16 protein-coding genes are annotated in these 18,126 nt (G+C 67.5%); 4 read left to right on the top strand and 12 right to left on the bottom strand.

The window, feature by feature from the left end; genetic code table 11:
- Window positions 1-13: 13 nt before the first annotated feature.
- From WS75_RS14650 to WS75_RS14625, 6 genes are all read right to left on the bottom strand, one after another.
- Window positions 14-1,972 carry an arylsulfatase gene (locus tag WS75_RS14650; protein WP_059681116.1) on the bottom strand — a complete coding sequence of 653 codons (1,959 nt, stop codon included), beginning with the start codon at window positions 1,970-1,972 and terminating at the stop codon, window positions 14-16.
- A 204-nt stretch (window positions 1,973-2,176) separates the two neighbouring features.
- Window positions 2,177-2,896: an SDR family oxidoreductase gene (locus WS75_RS14645; RefSeq protein ID WP_059681115.1), complete on the bottom strand. Its 720-nt coding sequence runs from the start codon at window positions 2,894-2,896 to the stop codon at window positions 2,177-2,179.
- 248 nt (window positions 2,897-3,144) lie between these two features.
- Window positions 3,145-4,452, bottom strand: coding sequence for an MFS transporter (locus WS75_RS14640; protein ID WP_059681114.1), 1,308 nt, complete (start codon window positions 4,450-4,452; stop codon window positions 3,145-3,147).
- 214 nt (window positions 4,453-4,666) lie between these two features.
- Window positions 4,667-5,851, bottom strand: a complete 1,185-nt coding sequence (locus WS75_RS14635; RefSeq protein ID WP_059681113.1) for a porin — start codon at window positions 5,849-5,851, stop codon at window positions 4,667-4,669.
- A gap of 134 nt (window positions 5,852-5,985) precedes the next feature.
- Window positions 5,986-6,774 carry an ABC transporter substrate-binding protein gene (locus WS75_RS14630; protein WP_059681112.1) on the bottom strand — a complete coding sequence of 263 codons (789 nt, stop codon included), beginning with the start codon at window positions 6,772-6,774 and terminating at the stop codon, window positions 5,986-5,988.
- 50 nt (window positions 6,775-6,824) lie between these two features.
- Window positions 6,825-7,946 carry a M20 aminoacylase family protein gene (locus WS75_RS14625; protein ID WP_156429784.1) on the bottom strand — a complete coding sequence of 374 codons (1,122 nt, stop codon included), beginning with the start codon at window positions 7,944-7,946 and terminating at the stop codon, window positions 6,825-6,827.
- A 184-nt stretch (window positions 7,947-8,130) separates the two neighbouring features.
- Between WS75_RS14625 and WS75_RS14620 the strand changes: the two genes are divergently transcribed.
- The 3 genes from WS75_RS14620 to groL all read left to right on the top strand — a co-directional run bounded on the left by WS75_RS14620 (window position 8,131) and on the right by groL (window position 11,196).
- Window positions 8,131-9,090, top strand: a complete 960-nt coding sequence (locus WS75_RS14620; RefSeq protein WP_059681110.1) for a LysR substrate-binding domain-containing protein — start codon at window positions 8,131-8,133, stop codon at window positions 9,088-9,090.
- Between the two features lie 162 nt (window positions 9,091-9,252).
- A complete protein-coding gene (locus WS75_RS14615; protein WP_059681109.1) occupies window positions 9,253-9,543 on the top strand; it encodes a co-chaperone GroES in 291 nt (96 codons plus the stop codon).
- A 12-nt stretch (window positions 9,544-9,555) separates the two neighbouring features.
- Window positions 9,556-11,196 (top strand): chaperonin GroEL, encoded by a 1,641-nt coding sequence (groL, locus tag WS75_RS14610; protein WP_059681108.1) that lies wholly within the window; start codon window positions 9,556-9,558, stop codon window positions 11,194-11,196.
- A 94-nt stretch (window positions 11,197-11,290) separates the two neighbouring features.
- On the opposite strand, the gene WS75_RS14605 is transcribed toward groL, so the two are convergent.
- A complete protein-coding gene (locus WS75_RS14605; RefSeq protein ID WP_059681107.1) occupies window positions 11,291-12,442 on the bottom strand; it encodes a porin in 1,152 nt (383 codons plus the stop codon).
- Window positions 12,443-12,668: 226 nt separating this feature from the next.
- Here WS75_RS14605 and WS75_RS14600 point away from each other — a divergent pair, with 226 nt between their 5' ends.
- Complete coding sequence (locus WS75_RS14600) at window positions 12,669-13,283, top strand: LysE family translocator (protein WP_059681106.1); 615 nt, start codon at window positions 12,669-12,671, stop codon at window positions 13,281-13,283.
- A 210-nt stretch (window positions 13,284-13,493) separates the two neighbouring features.
- Here the strand turns inward: WS75_RS14600 and WS75_RS14595 are convergent, their stop codons facing one another.
- From WS75_RS14595 to WS75_RS14575, 5 genes are all read right to left on the bottom strand, one after another.
- The gene (locus WS75_RS14595; protein ID WP_059681105.1) at window positions 13,494-14,897 is read right to left on the bottom strand and encodes an amidase family protein; all 1,404 of its coding nucleotides are present in this window, start codon (window positions 14,895-14,897) and stop codon (window positions 13,494-13,496) included.
- 72 nt (window positions 14,898-14,969) lie between these two features.
- Window positions 14,970-15,761, bottom strand: coding sequence for an alpha/beta fold hydrolase (locus tag WS75_RS14590; protein ID WP_059681174.1), 792 nt, complete (start codon window positions 15,759-15,761; stop codon window positions 14,970-14,972).
- Window positions 15,762-15,843: 82 nt separating this feature from the next.
- The gene (locus tag WS75_RS14585; protein ID WP_059681104.1) at window positions 15,844-16,200 is read right to left on the bottom strand and encodes a DUF4148 domain-containing protein; all 357 of its coding nucleotides are present in this window, start codon (window positions 16,198-16,200) and stop codon (window positions 15,844-15,846) included.
- A gap of 278 nt (window positions 16,201-16,478) precedes the next feature.
- A complete protein-coding gene (locus WS75_RS14580; RefSeq protein WP_059681103.1) occupies window positions 16,479-17,015 on the bottom strand; it encodes a cytochrome P460 family protein in 537 nt (178 codons plus the stop codon).
- Window positions 17,015-18,058 carry an alpha/beta fold hydrolase gene (locus WS75_RS14575; RefSeq protein ID WP_059681102.1) on the bottom strand — a complete coding sequence of 348 codons (1,044 nt, stop codon included), beginning with the start codon at window positions 18,056-18,058 and terminating at the stop codon, window positions 17,015-17,017. Before WS75_RS14575 ends, WS75_RS14580 begins: the two co-directional genes overlap by 1 nt.
- Window positions 18,059-18,126 lie beyond the last annotated feature (68 nt).

The raw sequence follows: 18,126 nt of genomic DNA, 5'->3' as shown, positions 1-18,126 counted from the left end.
GCCGCCCCCGGGTTCAGTAGTAGCCGCGCGGACGCAGCGGTTCGACACCGCCGACGTTGCCCATGTAGGTCTTCCACTGGTCGACGAGCGTGCCGATCACCGACGGGTTCTGCGCCGATACGTCGGTCGTCTCGCCGCGATCCGACGCGAGGTCGTAAAGCTGCCAGTGACCGTCGAGCGGCCCGAGCGGCGGCTCGGTCCACAGCGCCTTCCAGCGGCCGTCGGCGCTACGCAGGTATGCGCGGCCGTACGCTTCGTCGCCGAACGGCGTCGTATGCACTTCGCCCGTCGCCGACCCCGTGAGCACCGGCAGCAGCGACTGGCCCGTGACCGGATACACGTAGCGGTTGTTGTAGATCACCTTGCCCTTGTTCTGGTCGACGCCCGTCAGCGTGTTGACGAGCGGCGGCGCCGGCTGCGACGGCGGCGTGACGCCCGCGACCGCGAGGAACGTCGCCGTGTTGTCGGTCACGTGCGTGAACGCGCGCAGCGTCGGCAACGACTGCGTCTGACCCGGCAGGTGCACGATCGTCGGCGTCGACACGCCGCCTTCGGCCGAATAGCCCTTCGTGAGCCGGAACGGCGACGCGCTCACTTCGGCCCAGCGCAGCCCGTACTGCAGGCGCTGCGCGTTCTGCTTGCCGTTGTCGGTGCCGAGCGTCGAATAGACCGGTTCCTGCGCGTTCGCGGTGTCGGTCGCCGTCGGGTCCGCGCCCGAATCGATCGGCCAGCCTTCCGCGCCGTTGTCCGACTGGAACATGATGAACGTGTTGTCGTATTCGCCGATGTCCTTCAGGTGCTGGATCAGCAGGCCGATGTTGTAGTCGAGGTTCTCGACCATCCCCGCATAGATCTCCATGTAGCGCGCCTGCGCCTTGCGCTCGGCCGGCGACAGGCTCGCCCACAGCTTGTCGACCTTGCCGGGGCCGTAGTCGACGTAGCCATCCGCGGCCGGGTGCACCGCGCTGATGTATTTCGCGCTTGCCGTGCCGTTGTTCGCAGTCGCGGGCGACGCGGCCGTCGTTTCGGGCAACCCGTCGAACGGCCTGAAATCGGCGGGGATCAGGCCGAGCGCCTTCTGGCGAGCGATCCGCGCGTTGCGGATCGCGTCGTAGCCGGCGTCGTACACACCCGCATACTTGTGCAGCCACGGATCGGGCACCTGCAGCGGCCAGTGCGGCGACGTGTAGGCCGCGTACGCGAAGAACGGCTTGCCATCACGCTGATTCGAATCGATGTACGAGATCAGCTTCTGCGTATAGAAATCGGTCGAATAGAACACGGCCGGGCTGCCGCCCGTGCCGCCCGGCTGCCCGGGCTGGCCAGGCTGCACGTAGCGGCCGTCTTCGGTGTAGTTCGACGAGCCGGCCGGCTCGTGCGCGAAGTGGTTCGTCGCCGCGCCGCCGAGCAGTACGTAGCTGCGCTCGAAGCCCCACTGGTCCGGCGTCTGCCCGCTGCCCGTCGCGCTGCCGACGATCCCCGAGCCGATGTGCCACTTGCCCGCGATATACGTGTGGTAGCCGGCGTCCTTCAATAGTTGTGCGAACGACAGTGCGCGATCGTTCAGGTAGCCCTCGTAGCCGGGCAGCCCGCGCCGTTCGTCGGTCGGTACGCCCATCGTGCCTTCGCCGACGAGATGGTGATCGGTGCCGGATACCAGCATTGCGCGCGTAATCGCGCACACGGTGCCCGTGTGATGGTTCGACAGGATGCGGCCCGACGCGACGAGCGCATCGAGGTTCGGTGTGTTGATCTCGCCGCCGAACGCGTGGATGTCGGAATAGCCAAGATCGTCGGCCATGATGTACAGAATGTTCGGACGTTTCGCGGCCAACGGCGGCGTGGTGTTCGTCGGCGACGACGGCGGATCGCTGTCGACGCCGCCGCACGATGCGAGCGACACCGCGCCGGCAAGCGCGGCGCAGACGACACTGAAACGAAAAGCATGCAACGGCGCGGCGGATTTTTTCATTGTTCTGAACGCTCGATCTACGGGATCGGCGATCTTAGCGTCGCGCGCGCGGCATCCAAAGTCCGATTCGTCACATGCTAACGGGGTAGCGGAATATGCACGCGAGCCGCATCGCCGCCATCGGCGCACGCGTATGCGCGCGCCCGCGATGCTCGCCGATACCGGCCGCCGCCCGGTCTCGGGTCAGTCGCGTCTGCTGCCGTGTCAGCCGCGCCCGCCGAGACTGCCGCCGCCGTCCACGGCCAGCACCTGCCCGGTGACGAATCCGGCTTCGTCCGACAGGAAGAACGCGATCGCGGCAGCCACGTCATCGGGCGTGCCAAGCCTGCGCGCGGGGATCGTCGCGAGCACCTTGCGTTCGGCTTCGCTGCCGACGGGCCGCGTCTGCCGGAACAGCTCCGTCTCGACCGGCCCCGGCGCGACTGCATTGACGGTCACGCCATGCTCGGCGAGTTCGAGCGCCCACGTGCGCGTGCAGCCGACGAGCGCGCTCTTAGCGGCGGAATAGGCGGTGCGATCGAGACTGCCGAAAATCGCGCGGCTGCAGATATTGACGATGCGACCGTGGCCGCGCGCCTTCATCGCCTCCGCGAAGTGCTGCGTGACCTGGATCGCGGCCCGCACGTTGAGATCGAACACGGCCTGCAGCGACCGGAAGTCGATCTTCCCGAGCGGTTGCGGCAATGCGATGCCGGCGTTGTTCACGATGCCGTCGACGTCGTGCCGCTCGCCGATGCGTGCAAGGGTGTCCGCCGTCCGTTCGACGTCGGCGAGATCGCACGCGAGCAATTCGCCGGGGAAGTCGATGTCCTGCGTGTGACGGGCGAGGCCGATGACGCGATGGCCGCGCCGTGCGAGCAATGCGCTGACCGCGAGGCCGATGCCGCGCGATGCGCCGGTGACGAGATACGTGCGAGATGACATGCGTGCTCCCGGAGTGCGTTCACGTGAAGGCGGGCGTGCAGATACGTTTCCGGTGCAACCGCCCGGCATCCGCACTTTCGTCGGACCATTCTACGTGCGTAACGGAAATTTCGTCGTGAAGCCACGCACGCGGCCGCAGGCGAGGATCGGCCGCTCGCGACACTGCGGCTGAGCGTCGGCTCGGGCGATATCTTCCGTGCGTTGGCCGCACGAAGCCGGCGCCGCACGCCGCGATCAGCGCGCGGCGGTCAGCCGGCGCGCCTGGCCGCCACCGGCATCGCGCGTCGCGACGCGATCCGCAACGCCAGCACGCCGCCGGCCAGCAGCGCGAGCGCGACGAGCAGCAGCGCGAGGTCGTACGCATGCGTGACGTCCTTGATCCGCCCCATCACCGGCGGCAGCGCGAGCCCCGCGATGTTCGCGACCGCGTTGATCAGCGCGATCGACGCGGCGGCCGTGAGGCCCGATACGTATTCGGTCGTCACGGCCCAGAAAACGGGCGTCGCCGCCCAGTTGAAGCCGACCGCGAGCACGAGCAGCGCATACGCGACGGGCAGCATCGGCGTATAGATCGCCGCGGTCAGCAACGCGCCGGCCAGCAGCATCGGCACGCCGAGATGCAGCGCGCGTTCGCCGCCGAGATCCGAATGCCGGCCGTTCACGTACATCGCGACGCACGCGAACAGGAACGGCAGCGCGGACAGGCTGCCGACCGCGAAACTCGATTGCCCCGACAGGCTCTTCACGAGCAGCGGCAGGAACAGCGTGAGGCCGATCGTGCCGAACGCCTGCAGCAGCCAGAACGCGGCGAGCGCCCACACCTTGCCGTCGCTGAACGCACGCCGCAGCGCGACGCCGTGCGACAGGTGCTCGCGCGGCGCGCTGTCGCGCAACGTCGCTTCGAGCCACGCGCGCTCGTCGGCCGGCAGCCAGCGTGCATGCGCGGGCGTGTCGGGCAGGCGGCGCAGCACGACGAACCCGAGCAGCAGCGCAGGCACGCCTTCGAGCAGGAACAGCCAGCGCCAGCCCTCGATGCCGAGCACGCCGTTCAGGTTCAGCAGCGCGCCGGACAGCGGCAGCCCGATCACCGACGCGAGCGTCGCGCCGATATAGAAGAACGACATCGCGCGGGCCCGATCGCTCGGCGGATACCACGCGGACAGGTAGTAGATGATGCCCGGCGTGAACCCCGATTCCGCCGCGCCGAGCAGCAGGCGCATCGCATAGAGTTGCCCAGGCGTATGAACGGCGCTCATCGCGGCCGCGACGAGGCCCCACGTGATCATGATCCGCGCGATCCAGCGGCGCGCGCCGACACGCGCGAGGAACAGGTTGCTCGGCACCTCGAACAGGATGTAGGTGACGTAGAACAGCCCCGCGCCCAGCCCGTACATTTCGGCGCTCAGCCCGAGATCGGCGTTCATCTGCAGCGCCGCGACCGAGATGTTCGAGCGGTCGATATACGCGACGAGATACAGCAGCATCAGGAATGGAATCAGGCGCAGGTTCAGGCGCCGCATCGTCGCGGCGTGCAACTGCGGGGCGTCAGCGGTCATCGGCGTGTCTCCTGGTTTGTGTCGCCCGTCTTGCGCAACGGTACGGCCGCTGCGCGAGGCGGCGGCGTCATCCAGGCCAGTCTAGGAGCCGCGCGAATTTCGCGTCAACGACCGGGGCGTCGTCTCGAAATGTGAGATGCGCGCGACCGGCTGCGTCGGCGATCGCCTGCGGGTCGTCGAGCCGCAGGCGGCCGGCTGCGCGATGGTCGTACCGTCAGAACTTGTGACGAATCCCCGCGTGAACCATCAACTGCTTCGACGTCGACGACAGATCCGCCGCGCCCGGTACATAGGCCTGGTCGAGCGACGACCCCGTCGCGTCACCCGCGATCCGCTGGTACGCGCCCATCAGGTACACGTCCGTGCGCTTCGACAGGTTGTAGTCGGCCATCAGCCCGATCGAATGGATCTTCGGTTTCGCGGCGCCCGTCGTCGCGTCGTAGCGCACCGTCGTGTACACGTACTGCGCACCGACGAACACCGCCGGCGTGAACTGGTACTTGCCGTTCACCTCGAAGTTCTGGTACTTGATCGCCGTGACCGTGCCGCCCGCGAGCCGGCCCGTCACCGGCTCGATCGTTTCGTCGCCGAACAGGTAGCCGACGTTCGCGGTCGGCCGCGTGACGTTGCTGTTCGTGTACGCGAAGCCGACCGTCGCGGGGCCCGCCGTGTAGTTGATGCCCGCGCCGAAGATCCGCAGCCTCGCCGACGCGAAGTTGGCATCGGCGCCGACCGATCCCGAACCCGCGATCGCGCCGCCCGACGTCGCGCCCGGGTTGTCCGCATTCAGGAATGCCGCGCCGACGAGCAATCCGCCCTGCTCGTACTGCGCGCCGACGCTCCACTGCCGGTTGTTCGCGAAACCCGTGTCGTTGCTGAAGCTGTACGTGCCGCCGAACGAGAAGCCTGCGAAATCCGGGCTCGCGTACTTGACCGTGTTGTTCACGCGAAACGTGTTGCCGGTGTTGTCGTTGTCGAGCGGATGCGAGAACGGATAGACGCCCCAGCTGCCGTTCGCGGTCGTCGGCGCGAGATAGTCGACCACCGCGTCGTATTGCCGGCCGAGCGTCAGCGTGCCGAAACGCATGCTGCCAAGCCCGACGTAGGCCTGCCGCCCGAACATGCGGCCGCCCTGCGCGAGCGTGCCGCTGTTCACGTTGAAGCCGTTCTCGATCTGGAACAGCGCGCTGTAGCCGCCGCCCAGATCCTCGGTGCCCTTCAGCCCCCAGCGGCTGCCCTGTGCGAAGCCGCTCGCCATCTGCCACGCGCTGTGGCCGCCGACGTTGTTCGAATAGTCGATGCCCGCGTCGACGAGGCCATATAGCATGACGCTGCCTTGCGCAAAAGCGGGTGCGGCGCACAGCGCCGGAATCGCGACGAAAACCAGTCTCCAGTTCATTGTTTTGTGATCCTTATCGATATGATTGCGCATGCTCGGCGTGAGGCTCATCGTCCGCCGCTCGCGCACACGCGGTGCTGCCTTGACGGGCGCGCGGCTCGCGGCGCCCCCCTTTCTCGAGCCTGACGGACGCGTTACTTCGCGCCGTAGATGTCGAAGTCGAAATACTTCCGGTTGATGCGCTGGTACGTGCCGTTCGCGAGAATCGTCGCGAGCGCGCGGTTGAACGCCTCGCGCAAGTCGTTGTCCTGCTTGCGCAGCCCGAGCCCGTCGCCCTGCCCGAAATACTTCACGTCGTCGATCGCCGCGCCGACGAACGCGAAATCCTTGCCCTGCGGCTTCTTCAGGAAGCCGTCGCTTGCCGCGATCGATGCCTGGAACGCGGCGTCGAGCCGGCCCGTCACGAGATCGGCATAAACCTGGTCCTGGTTCTGGTACGACACGACCTGAACGCCGGCCGGCTGCCAGTTCGCGACCGCGTAGTCGGCCTGCGCGGAACCCTGCTCGACACCCACGCGCTTGCCCTTCAGCGCGTCGGCCGTCGGCAGCAGCGGCGACCCCTTGCGCGCAACGAGGCGCGCCGGCGCATTCGAGATCCGGTTCGTAAACGCGATCTGCTGCTGCCGCTTCGGCGTGATCGTCATCGACGACGCAATCACGTCGAACTTGCGCGCGAGCAGCCCCGGAATCATCCCGTCGAAACTCGACTCGACCCACACGCAGCGCGCATGCAGCTCCGCACACAACGCGTTCGTGATGTCGATCCCGAAGCCCGTCAGCGTCCCGTCGGGCAGCTTGTATTCGAGCGGCGGATAAGTCGGATCGACCGCGAGGCGAATCTCCTTGCCCGCCCAGTCGCCCGCATGCGCCGCCCCTGCCGCCAGCGCCATTGCGAGCGCCGCCATCCGTTTCCACTGCTTCATTGCCAGTCTCCTTCGTTGTGTGAATCGTCGATCGAGATCGTGCGGGCTCGTTACGCGAGATAGCGCTCGGCCAGTGCGATCCAGTAGCTCGCGCCGGTGGCGAGGCAGGTGTCGTTGAAGTCGTAGCCCGGGTTGTGCAGCCCGCAACCGGCCGCGCCGTCGCCGTTGCCGATCGACAGGTAGCTGCCGGGGCATGCTTCGAGCATGAACGCGAAATCCTCGCTCGCCGCGATCGGTTTCAGGTGCGGGATCAGCGCGGCGTCGCCGCCCCATTCGCGGGCGACGTCGCGCGCGAACGCGGTTTCCGCCGTGTGGTTGACCAGCACCGGATAGTCGTGGCGATAGTCGATCTCGGCCTTCGCGCCGTAGCTCGCGGCCTGCCCGTGCACGATCTCGCGGATGCGCGTTTCGAGCAGCGCGCGCACGTCGGCCGACAGCGCACGCACGCTGAGTGCGAGTTCCGCATGCGCCGGGATCACGTTCGATGCCATGCCCGCATGGATCGAGCCGGCCGTGACGATCGCCAGGTCCTGCGGATTCACGTTGCGCGACACGACGCTCTGCAGCGCCATCACGATCGACGCGCACACGACCACCGGATCGACCGTCAGGTGCGGCGCCGCGCCATGCCCGCCGCGCCCCGTCACGCGCACGCGCACCTCGTCGGCCGACGCCATCGCCGGGCCGTCGCAGAAACCGAGCACGCCGGCCGGCAGGCCGGGCACGTTGTGCATCGCGAACACCGCGTCGCACGGAAACCGCGCGAACAGCCCGTCGTCGATCATCCGCTTCGCGCCGCCGAGCCCTTCCTCGGCCGGCTGGAAAATCACGTTCAGCGTGCCCGTGAAGCGCGCGCGCTCGGCCAGGCAGCGCGCCGCCGCGAGCAGCATCGCCGTATGTCCGTCGTGACCGCACGCGTGCATCACGCCGTCGTGCCGGCTCGCGTGCGGCAATCCGGTCGTCTCGTGGATCGGCAGCGCATCCATGTCCGCGCGCAATCCGAGCCGTTTCCCGGCGCCGCGCACCAGCGTGCCGACCACGCCCGTACCGCCGATCCCGCGCGTCACCTGATAACCCCACGTTGTCAGACAGTCGGCCACGAGACCGCCCGTCGCATGTTCCTCGAAACCCAGCTCCGGATGCGCGTGCAGCCGGCGGCGCAGCGCGATCATCTCGGCCTCGATGGCAGCCATTTCCGGCTGGATAGATGGATGGTCCAACCCCGATTCTCCTCGATGCACTGCGGTTGCCGATCGCCCGGATGACCGATCGTGGCCGCATCGTAGGCAGCGAAAATCCCGGCGAACAGCCGCCGTTTCGTTATGATGACAACCTTTCGTTGTCAGGTATCGCACCATGAGCACGATCAAGCTGCATCAGTTGCAGGCGCTCGTCGCGAGCGCGGAGGCCGGGAGCATTCGCGGCGCGGCGCGCTCGCTCGGGCTGTCGCAAGCGGCCGTCACGCGCGCGCTGCGCGAACTGGAGGCCAGCGAACGCCTGCCGCTGCTCGTGCGCGCGCCGGAGGGGATCGGCTTCACCGAATACGGGAAGACGCTGCTCACGCACGCGAAGCTCGTGCTGAAGCAACTCGAACACGCGCAGAGCGATCTCGAGCGCATGCGCGGCCGCGTCGAGGGCCGGCTGAGCATCGGCGTCACGCCGTGGCTGACGCTGACGTTCCTCGCGGAAACGGTACTGCGCTTTCGCGAACGGATGCCCGACGTGCGACTCGAACTCTACGAGGCGCTAACGGCCGTCGCCCAGCCGCTGCTGCGCGACGGCAGCATGGATTTCGCGCTCAGGCACATGCAGCCGGGCAGCGCGCAGGAATTCTCGTTCGAGCCGCTGCTGCGCTACGACATGTCGGTCATGGTGCGCGCCGGGCATCCGCGCGAGCGCGCGCGGTCGATCCACGACCTGCTCGACGACGACTGGGTGCTGAATTCCACGGCCGACGGTCAGGCCGCGCTCGTCGACGCCCTGTTCACGCGCCACGGCGCGCAAATCGACGAGCGGCGCATCGTGCGCGCGCAATCGGTGTCGATGCTGCAGACGATGCTCGAACAGGCCGACATGTGCACCTGGTGTCCGACGATCCTCGCGTCCGTGCCGCAGTTCGGCGAACGGATGCGCGTGCTGCCGCTGAAGGAAACCTTCGAGCCGGACGAACTCGGGATCGTCACGCGGCGCAGCAGCACGCTCAGCGACGCGGCGCGCTGCTTCATCGACTGCCTGCTGCACGTGATCCGCCGCCATGCGCGCTCGGCACGCAAGGCGGATCTCGCGCTGTTCAAAACGCTGTCGCTGCTGATCTGACGATCCCGCGCGCGGCCGGGTCCATCCTTCGTCCAAAGCGCATCCGCGCAAATGCATTTCCGAATCCGTTATTGGATCGCGCCGCCGTGCGTTTTTATACTCGTCAGCACTCTGTACCAAAGAGTGCCAGCCAATTTCGACGCAACAGAACAGGACGGACAGATGAGCCTACGCCCCTTGCACGACCGGGTCGTCGTGAAGCGACTCGACCAGGAAACCACCACCGCCTCGGGCATCGTGATCCCCGACAGCGCCGCGGAAAAGCCCGACCAGGGCGAAGTGATCGCAGTCGGCCCCGGCCGCAAGGACGCGGACGGCCAACGCATCGTGCCCGACCTGCAGGTCGGCGAACGCGTGCTGTTCGGCAAGTACGCAGGCCAGGCCGTCAAGGTGGACGGCAACGAGTTCCTCGTACTGCGCGAGGAAGACATCGTCGCGGTCGTCAATCAATAACGGAGCGCAATCATGGCAGCGAAGGAAATCATTTTCAGCGACGTCGCCCGTGCGAAGCTGGCCGAAGGCGTAAACATTCTCGCGAACGCGGTGAAGGTCACGCTCGGGCCGAAGGGCCGCAACGTCGTGCTCGAACGCAGCTTCGGCGCACCTGTCGTCACCAAGGACGGCGTGTCGGTCGCGAAGGAAATCGAACTCGCGGACAAGCTGCAGAACGTCGGCGCGCAGCTCGTGAAGGAAGTCGCGTCGCGCACGAGCGACGCGGCCGGCGACGGCACGACGACGGCCACCGTCCTTGCGCAGGCGATCGTGCGTGAGGGCCACAAATACGTCGCGGCCGGGCTCAACCCGCTCGACCTGAAGCGCGGGATCGACAAGGCCGTCGCTTCGGCCGTCGACGAGCTGAAGAAGATCAGCAAGCCGACCACCACCAGCAAGGAAATCGCGCAGGTCGCGACGATCTCCGCGAACGGCGAGGAATCGATCGGCCAGCGCATCGCCGAGGCGATCGATCGCGTCGGCAAGGAAGGCGTGATCACCGTCGAGGACGGCAAGTCGCTTGCCGACGAACTCGACGTCGTCGAAGGGCTGCAGTTCGATCGCGGCTACCTGTCGCCGTATTTCATCAACAACGCCGACAAGCAGATCGCCGAGATCGAGAACCCGTACATCCTGCTGCACGACAAGAAGATCTCGAACATCCGCGACCTGCTGCCGGTGCTCGAACAGGTCGCGAAGTCGGGCCGGCCGCTGCTGATCATCGCGGAAGACGTCGAAGGCGAAGCGCTCGCGACGCTGGTCGTGAACAACATCCGCGGAATCCTGAAGACGGTCGCGGTCAAGGCGCCGGGCTTCGGCGACCGCCGCAAGGCGCTGCTCGAGGACATCGCGATCCTCACCGGCGGGCAGGTGATTGCCGAGGAAACGGGCCTCACGCTCGAGAAGGCGACGCTCGCCGAGCTCGGCCAGGCGAAGCGCATCGAGGTCGGCAAGGAAAACACGACCGTGATCGACGGCGCGGGCGATGCGAAGAACATCGAGGCGCGCGTGAAGCAGATCCGCGTGCAGATCGAAGAAGCGACCTCCGACTACGACCGTGAAAAGCTGCAGGAACGCGTGGCCAAGCTCGCGGGCGGTGTCGCGGTGATCAAGGTCGGCGGCGCCACCGAGATCGAAGTGAAGGAGAAGAAGGACCGCGTCGACGACGCGCTGCACGCGACGCGCGCGGCCGTCGAGGAAGGCATCGTGCCGGGCGGCGGCGTCGCGCTGATCCGAGTGCGGCAGGCGATCCACACACTCAAGGGCGCGAACGCCGATCAGGACGCGGGCATCAAGATCGTGCTGCGCGCGCTCGAGGAACCGCTGCGCCAGATCGTCACGAACGCGGGCGAGGAAGCGAGCGTGGTCGTCGCCAAGGTCGCGGAAGGCTCGGGCAACTTCGGCTACAACGCACAGACCGGTGAATACGGCGACCTCGTCGAATCTGGCGTGCTCGATCCCACCAAGGTCACGCGCACCGCGCTGCAGAACGCGGCGTCGGTCGCGGGGCTGCTGCTGACGACCGATGCGACCGTGTTCGAAGCACCGAAGGATGCAGCGCCGGCCGCGGTGCCGGGCGGGCCGGGTGGCGGCGGGCCGGGGTTCGACTTCTGACGCCCGAGCCGGGCGACCGCGCGCATCGATCCACGACGCGTGGCGGCACCGGTCGCCACGCGTTTTTCGTATGCGCAAGCCGCGCGCGCCGTCGTCAGAACATCTGGCGCAGGCCGATCGCGGCCCCGACGTTGTTGGTCCTGCCGATCTGGTCGACCTTGCCGGTGAGCCGGTTGGTGGCACCCGGATAGTCGGCCGCGAACGCGCCGTTGCCGCGTGCGAAATCGACCGTGCCGTACACCTCGGTGTGCTTCGACAGCGAATATTCGGCCAGCACGGTCGCCGAGTAGTTGATCCCGGAGCCGAGCGTGCCGTCGAGCCGCTCCGCATTGCGCGCGTGGCCGTAATAGCCTGCCACCGTGATCAGCAGCGGCGCGGTGGCCTGCCAGTTCGCGCCGACGTAGAACGTATCGTCGATGCGATTCGGGCTGCCGCCGCCGAGCGTGGGCGCGCCGGCCTGCTGCATGTTGAAGTCCGTCGTGCCCGTCTTGTCCTGACCGTGCAGCCAGCCGGCGAGCAGGCGCACGGACGGCGTGACCTGATACGCGCCGCTCACGTGCATGAAGCTCACCTTCGCGCCGTTGATCGCACTGCCGTTCACGGACGACACCGAGGTCTGCTGGTAGCCGGCGTTGATCGACGCAGGCCCTTGCGCGTAGGTCAGCTCGACGCCGTACGTGCTGTCGAGGCCCATCGCGCCGGCATGATTGCCGAACCCGTAGATCGCATCGACGCTGAAGCCGCTGTACGAGAACTTGTACTTCACCGAGTTCGGCACCGTCAGGTAATTGCCGATGCCGTTGTACGCCCAGCTGTCCTGCCAGTAGTCGCCGACGGTCATCGGATCGAACACGTCGCCCATCGTGTCGTACAGCGGGGCGTACTGGTTGCCGAAGGTCAGCGAGCCGTACCGGTCGCTCGACAGGCCGACGTATGCCTGCCGGCTGAACAGCGTGTTCGCGACGTGCAGCTTGCCGTCGCCGAGCTCGAAACCGTTCTCCAGACGAAAGATCGCGGACAGGCCGCCGCCGAGATCCTCGCTGCCGCGCAAGCCCCAGCGGCTGTGCGTTTCGGGGCCGACCGTCATTCCGATCAGGTCCTTCCCGTCGGGGCCGGCGTTCGTCTGATAACGGATCGCCGTATCGACGAGGCCATACAACGTGACGGAACTCTGCGCAAATGCGGACGATGCCGCGGTCAAGACGAATACCGCGCCGACACCACCGGATACGACGATGCGTTTCATGAAATGCCTCCCTGAGCGATTGATTTTGTAAGCAGTCCGACAGCATGCGTGTGCGCCTGCCGGTATAGCGCTCGGGAGAATAATCGGTCATATTCGCGGCACCTATTGCTCTTTCTGGATTGGACCTTTCCAACGCGGTCAACAATCGCGGTCGCAGCCGTGCGACGGCCGGTGCGTCGCGCTCGGGTAAGATGAACGCTCCTTCCGTCGCTTCGCCGCCCAAGCCATGTCGACCACCATCGCCCTCCTGCTGCCGCTCGCCGGCGTCCTGTTCCTGAGCGTGGCCAGCCCAGGCCCGAACTTCGTGATCGTCACGTCGACCGCGGTCGCGCAGCGTCGCGCCGGCGTGATGACCGGGCTCGGCCTCGCGGCCGCATCGGGCACCTGGGCCGCGATCGCGATTGCCGGCTTCGGCCTGCTCGTCACCCACGTCGCCTGGGTGCACAGCGCGCTGCGGCTCGCGGGCGCCACGTACCTGATCTGGCTCGGCCTGAAAATGGTGTTGACCGCGCGCAAGCCGCTCGCCGTTTCCGCGCCGGCCGCGTCCTCCGGTTGGCATGCCGCGAAGAAGGGTTACGTGGTCAGCATGACGAACCCGAAATCCGTCGCGTTCTACGGCAGTATCTTCGCGTTGATGGTGCCGGCCCATGCGCCGGCGTGGTTCGATCTCGCGGTCGTCGCGCTGTCGATCGGCATTTCGGGCGCGTGGTACTGCACGATGGCGCTGCTCGCGTCGCACCCGTCGGTGCGGCGGCTGCTGATCCGGCGCAAGGCCGTGCTCGATACGACGGCCGGGCTGCTGCTGATGGGGCTTGGCGGGCGAATGCTGGCAGGGCGCTGAGCGCCATTACGGCCCCGCATCGCCACGGAAAAGGTCCACGTGCGACACCCCGCACGCGATGCGTCACACGTTGCAACGGAATCCGAAGTGAAATCGCGCGCCGGGTCGAATGGCGCGCTTCGATGAAACGATGAAACGATGAAACGATGAATCGATGACCGATGGCCGACGGGCGTGGCGCATCGTCGACACACCACGCCCGTCACCGCATCAGCGCATCGGATCGACTGCCACGATCGGCGCGCCGCGCCCCTCGATGTCACGCCCCGCGAGCAGGCACAGATCCTCGCGATGATGCGCGGCAACCACTTGCACCCCCACCGGCACGTCGTTCACGATCCCGGTCGTCACCGCGAGCCCCGGCAGCCCCATCGCCGGCAGCGCCCGCAGCGTGAGCTGCGCTTCCCATACGCGCTCGAACGCTTCCGGCCCTTGCAGATCGAGATCGTCGGGAAACGGAAGCTCGGACGACACCGGCAACAACAACACCGCATATTCGTCGAGAAAGAGCCGCCACTGCCGCGTCAGCGTCGTACGCCGCACAAGCGCACGGCTGATCACGTCGGCCGGCAGATCGCGCACCTTGCCGCGCACGGCGGCGATCACCGCGGCCGCGCCCGGATCGCCGTCGCTCGCCACCGCGTTTGCCAGCGCATCGAATCCGTCGCCGAGCCAGAGCTGCTCCTGCAATAGCGCGGCCTCGCGCATCGGCGGCGTATCGCCGATTTCTTCGACGGCCCATCCCGCGTCGACGAGCCGTCGCGCGGCATCGCGCAACGCGGCCTCGACCTCGGGCACGACTTCCAGACCGCGCGGACGCACGCACAGCGCCGCGCGCTTCGGCACCGGGCGACCGTCGATCGGCACCGGCACGTGCCACGGGTCGCGCGGGTCCGGTGCGGCGAGCGCACGCAGCGCCAGCGCGAGATCGTCGATCGTGCGTGCGATCGGCCCCGTCGTCGACATCAGTTGCGCGCCGATCGCACGCTCCGGCGATGACGCATTGAATGCCGGCACACGCCCGAGCGACGGCCGGATGCCATGCACGCCACACGCATAAGCCGGATAACGCACCGAGCCGCCGATGTCGGTGCCGAGCGCGATCGGGCCGATCCCGGCGGCCACGGCAGCCGCCGCGCCGCCGCTCGAACCACCCGGCGTCAGCGACCGGTTGCGTGGATTGTACGTATGGCCGTGCACGAGGTTCGACGTGAACCAGCGCAGCGCGAACGTCGGCGAATTGGTGCGGCCGAGCAGCACCGCGCCGGCCTTTCTCAGGTTCGACACCGACGGGCTGTCGGCGCTCGCGATCAGGTTTTCCTGCAACCGCGTGCCGTTGGTCGTCGCGAACGCCGCGACGTCGACGTTGATCTTCACCGTCACGGGCACCCCGGCAAGCGGGCCCGGATCGTCGCCGCGGGCGATCGCGCGATCGACGTCGTCGGCCTGCCGCCGCACGTCGCCGGGGCGATGCTCGACCACCGCATTGATCGCCGGGTTCACCGCGTCGAGGCGGGCCAGTGCGGCATCCGCCACTTCCCGCGCAGACACTTCACGTTGCCGCACGCGTTTCGCAATTTCAGTCGCCGACAGTTGCCAGAGTTGCTGCGTCATGACTTCTCCTCGTGAAAGGACATCACAATCACCGACGGCGCCACGTCATCCGCCACGCGGCGCCGCATTCACTCACTGCGCATCCTGCTTCGCCCGTTCCGCGGCCGCGATGATCGCGTCGGCCACGGCCTTGGGCTGGCTCAGCATCGCGACGTGGCTGCCGTTCACGCGCGTGACCGTCGCGCCGATCCGCTTCGCCATCGCCTCTTGCAGCTTCGGATCGATCATCCGGTCCTGCGTCGTGACGACGAACGACGACGGCTTGGCATGCCACGCGGCCTGCGCGACCTTCTCCGAAATGCAGCCACCGTACCACGGCCCTTGCGTCGCCGCGACGACGCGTTGCTGCGCGGGCGGAAGGTCCGGTGCGAAATCCTGCGCGATCGCCTTGTCCGACAGCGTCGCGAAACCGCCTCCGTCCTTGCGCAGCTCGCCGGCCCACGACGGGGCCGGCAACCCCTGCGTGACGTCGGCGATCGACTGGCCGTTGTCCGGCGCGAATGCCGCGACGTACACGAGCGACTTCACCTTGTCGTCGTTGCCGGCGTCGCTGATCACGACACCGGCCCACGAATGGCCGACCAGCACGACGGGGCCCTTCTGTTCGTCGATCGCGCGCTTCGTCGCGGCTGCGTCGTCGGCGAGCGAGCTCAGCGGGTTCTGCACCGACACGACGTGCAGGCCGCGCGCTTCGAGCAGCGGAATCACGCGGTTCCAGCTCGACCCGTCGGCGAATGCGCCGTGCACGAGCACGACGTTCGTGTCTTTCAGGTCTTCCTTCGGCGCGGCCTGCGCCGCGACCGCACCGAACAGCCCGCCGAGCACCGCCGCGGACACCAGAACCCGTTTCGTCAAACCGATCATCTGCATGCTCCTTTCCGTCGTGTTGTTCATCTGAAGTGTTTCCGATGCGGCCGCGCCTGCGCGCGGCAGGCGCGGCAACGCATCACGAATGTGCGTACAGATCGTCGGTGTCCGTCCGCGCGTTCCGTTCGGCGCGCTTGTCGGCCGCGGCGTGGCGGGTGGCAGGCGCCGACGCGGCAGCGACGTTGTCGTCCTGCGACTTCGACGGGCCGTTCTGGTCCGAGCGTGCAACCTGCTGCGCGGCGGCGACGGCGCTCTGTGCGGCGGCGATATCGTCCGGGTAATGCGCGTCACTGCCGACGGGGTTGTAGCCGGCCTTCTCGAACCGGATGAGGTCGGCGCGCACGTCGGCGCGCGTGAGGCCGTGGCCGGTATCGGCGAACGACAATGCGGGGATCGAAGCGAGCACGGCGACTGCGAGGATTCGAGCGGCTTTCATGAGATTTCTCCTTGGAGGAAGTTGGGGTATCGATCACTCGGCATCCGGTGCGAATGTCTCGCACCGAACGTTTGCTGCATGTCGACAGTAGAACCCGCTCGCGTATCCGGCATGTTTCCGAAACAGGGGCGTTTTGCAATCCGATGTTTCCGCAGCGGTTCGCGATACAGTGCGATACAAACCCCGTAACCAACACGCCGCTCGCCCGCCCCCCACCATGAAAAAAGGCGTGCCACGTGCGGCACGCCTTTCCGTCAGACCGATCCGGTCAGGTCACGTCATGGCGCAAGCCGCGTGAACACAAAATCGTGATTCTTCACGCGCGCCTGATGACACGCGAAGCAGGTCTGGTGCTGCCCGATATCAGCCGGCACGCCGTTGATGAAGCGCCCGAAGCCCCAGCCGCCCGTCGACGCATAACGGCGCGAATCCTTCACCATCACCTGCACGGTCGTCGCCTGGCCGGGCACCGTCGCCGGCGCGAACTCTTCGGACTGCTTGCGCTTGTACGCGAGCTTCACGAGGATCGTGCCGTCCGGAAACGGCAGCGTCGACTGTTCGAGCGCGCGGATCGCGACGGGATTGCCGAGGACCACGCGCAATTCGTCGAGCGGCGCCGCTTCCTCGGCCGGCGCGACCATTTCCCACTTCCGGTAGCCGGGCGGGATCGTCACGCCGTAGATCGGCGACGCCGCCGGCTTCGGCTGCTCCGCGAACGCGGCCGGACCGCTCGCCGACCACGCGCCCGCCAGCAGCGCGCCCGCGACGAGCGCACGGCGCGCGCCGCGGCGCAACGCACCCGTGTCTGCCCGCATCACAGGTGTTCCACTTGCAGGATCGCGTCCGCGAATGCCTGCGGCGCTTCCTGCGGCAGGTTGTGGCCGATGCCGCCGGTGATGGTCCGGTGCTGATACTTGCCCGTGAACTTCTTCGCATACGCAGCAGGCTCCGGATGCGGCGCGCCGTTCGCGTCGCCCTCCATCGTGATCGTCGGCACGGTGATGGCCGGGCCGGCGGCGAGCCGCCGCTCGATGTCGTCGTATTGGGCTTCGCCCTTCGCAAGCCCGAGGCGCCACCGATAGTTGTGGATCACGACGGCCACGTGGTCGGGGTTCTGGAACGATGCGGCGCTGCGCGCGTAGGTTTCGTCGGAGAACTGCCACTTCGGCGACGCGAGTTGCCAGATCAGCTTGTTGAACGCGTCGCGATTCGCCGCGTAGCCGAGCGCGCCGCGCTCGGTCGTGAAGTAGAACTGATACCACCACTGGAATTCCGCCTGCGGCGGCAGCGGCTTGCGGTTCGCCTCCTGGCTGCCGATCAGGTAGCCGCTCACCGACACCAGCGCCTTCACGCGCTCCGGCCAGAGTGCCGCGATGATGTCGGCCGTGCGCGCACCCCAGTCGTAGCCGCCGAACACCGCACGATCGATCTTCAGCGCATCCATCAGCGCGACGATGTCGACGGCCGTCACCGCCTGCTGGCCGTTGCGCACGGTGTCGGCCGAGCGGAACGTCGTCGACCCGTAGCCGCGCAGGTACGGCACGATCACGCGATAGCCGGCCGCCGTGAGCAGCGGTGCGACTTCCGCGTAGCTGTAGATGTCGTACGGCCAGCCGTGCAGCAGGAACACGACGGGGCCGTTCTTCGGTCCGAGATCCGCATACCCGACGTTCAGCACGCCCGCGTCGATCTGGTGGATCTTGCCGAGCGAGGCCGCGCCGGCCGCGCGCTTCGGCGCAGACGCATCGGGCGCCGACTGCGCGCGTGCGAGCGAGCCGAACCCGAGGTCGGCGAGGCTCAGGCTGGCGAGTGTCGTGCCCAGAATCAGGCGGCGGCGGGTATTCACGGTATCAGGCATGACGCGTTCTCCATTGTCGATCGCTAAGGAAGTGGCCCGCGGCACGTGCGGGCGTTCAGGTATCGCCG

Origin of the sequence: Burkholderia sp. FL-7-2-10-S1-D7, from assembly GCF_001524185.1 — a bacterium.
Taxonomy (GTDB): Bacteria; Pseudomonadota; Gammaproteobacteria; order Burkholderiales; family Burkholderiaceae; genus Burkholderia; species Burkholderia diffusa.
The sequence above is the reverse complement of the archived record's forward strand: the minus strand, read 5'-3'. Positions and strand labels throughout refer to the sequence as shown.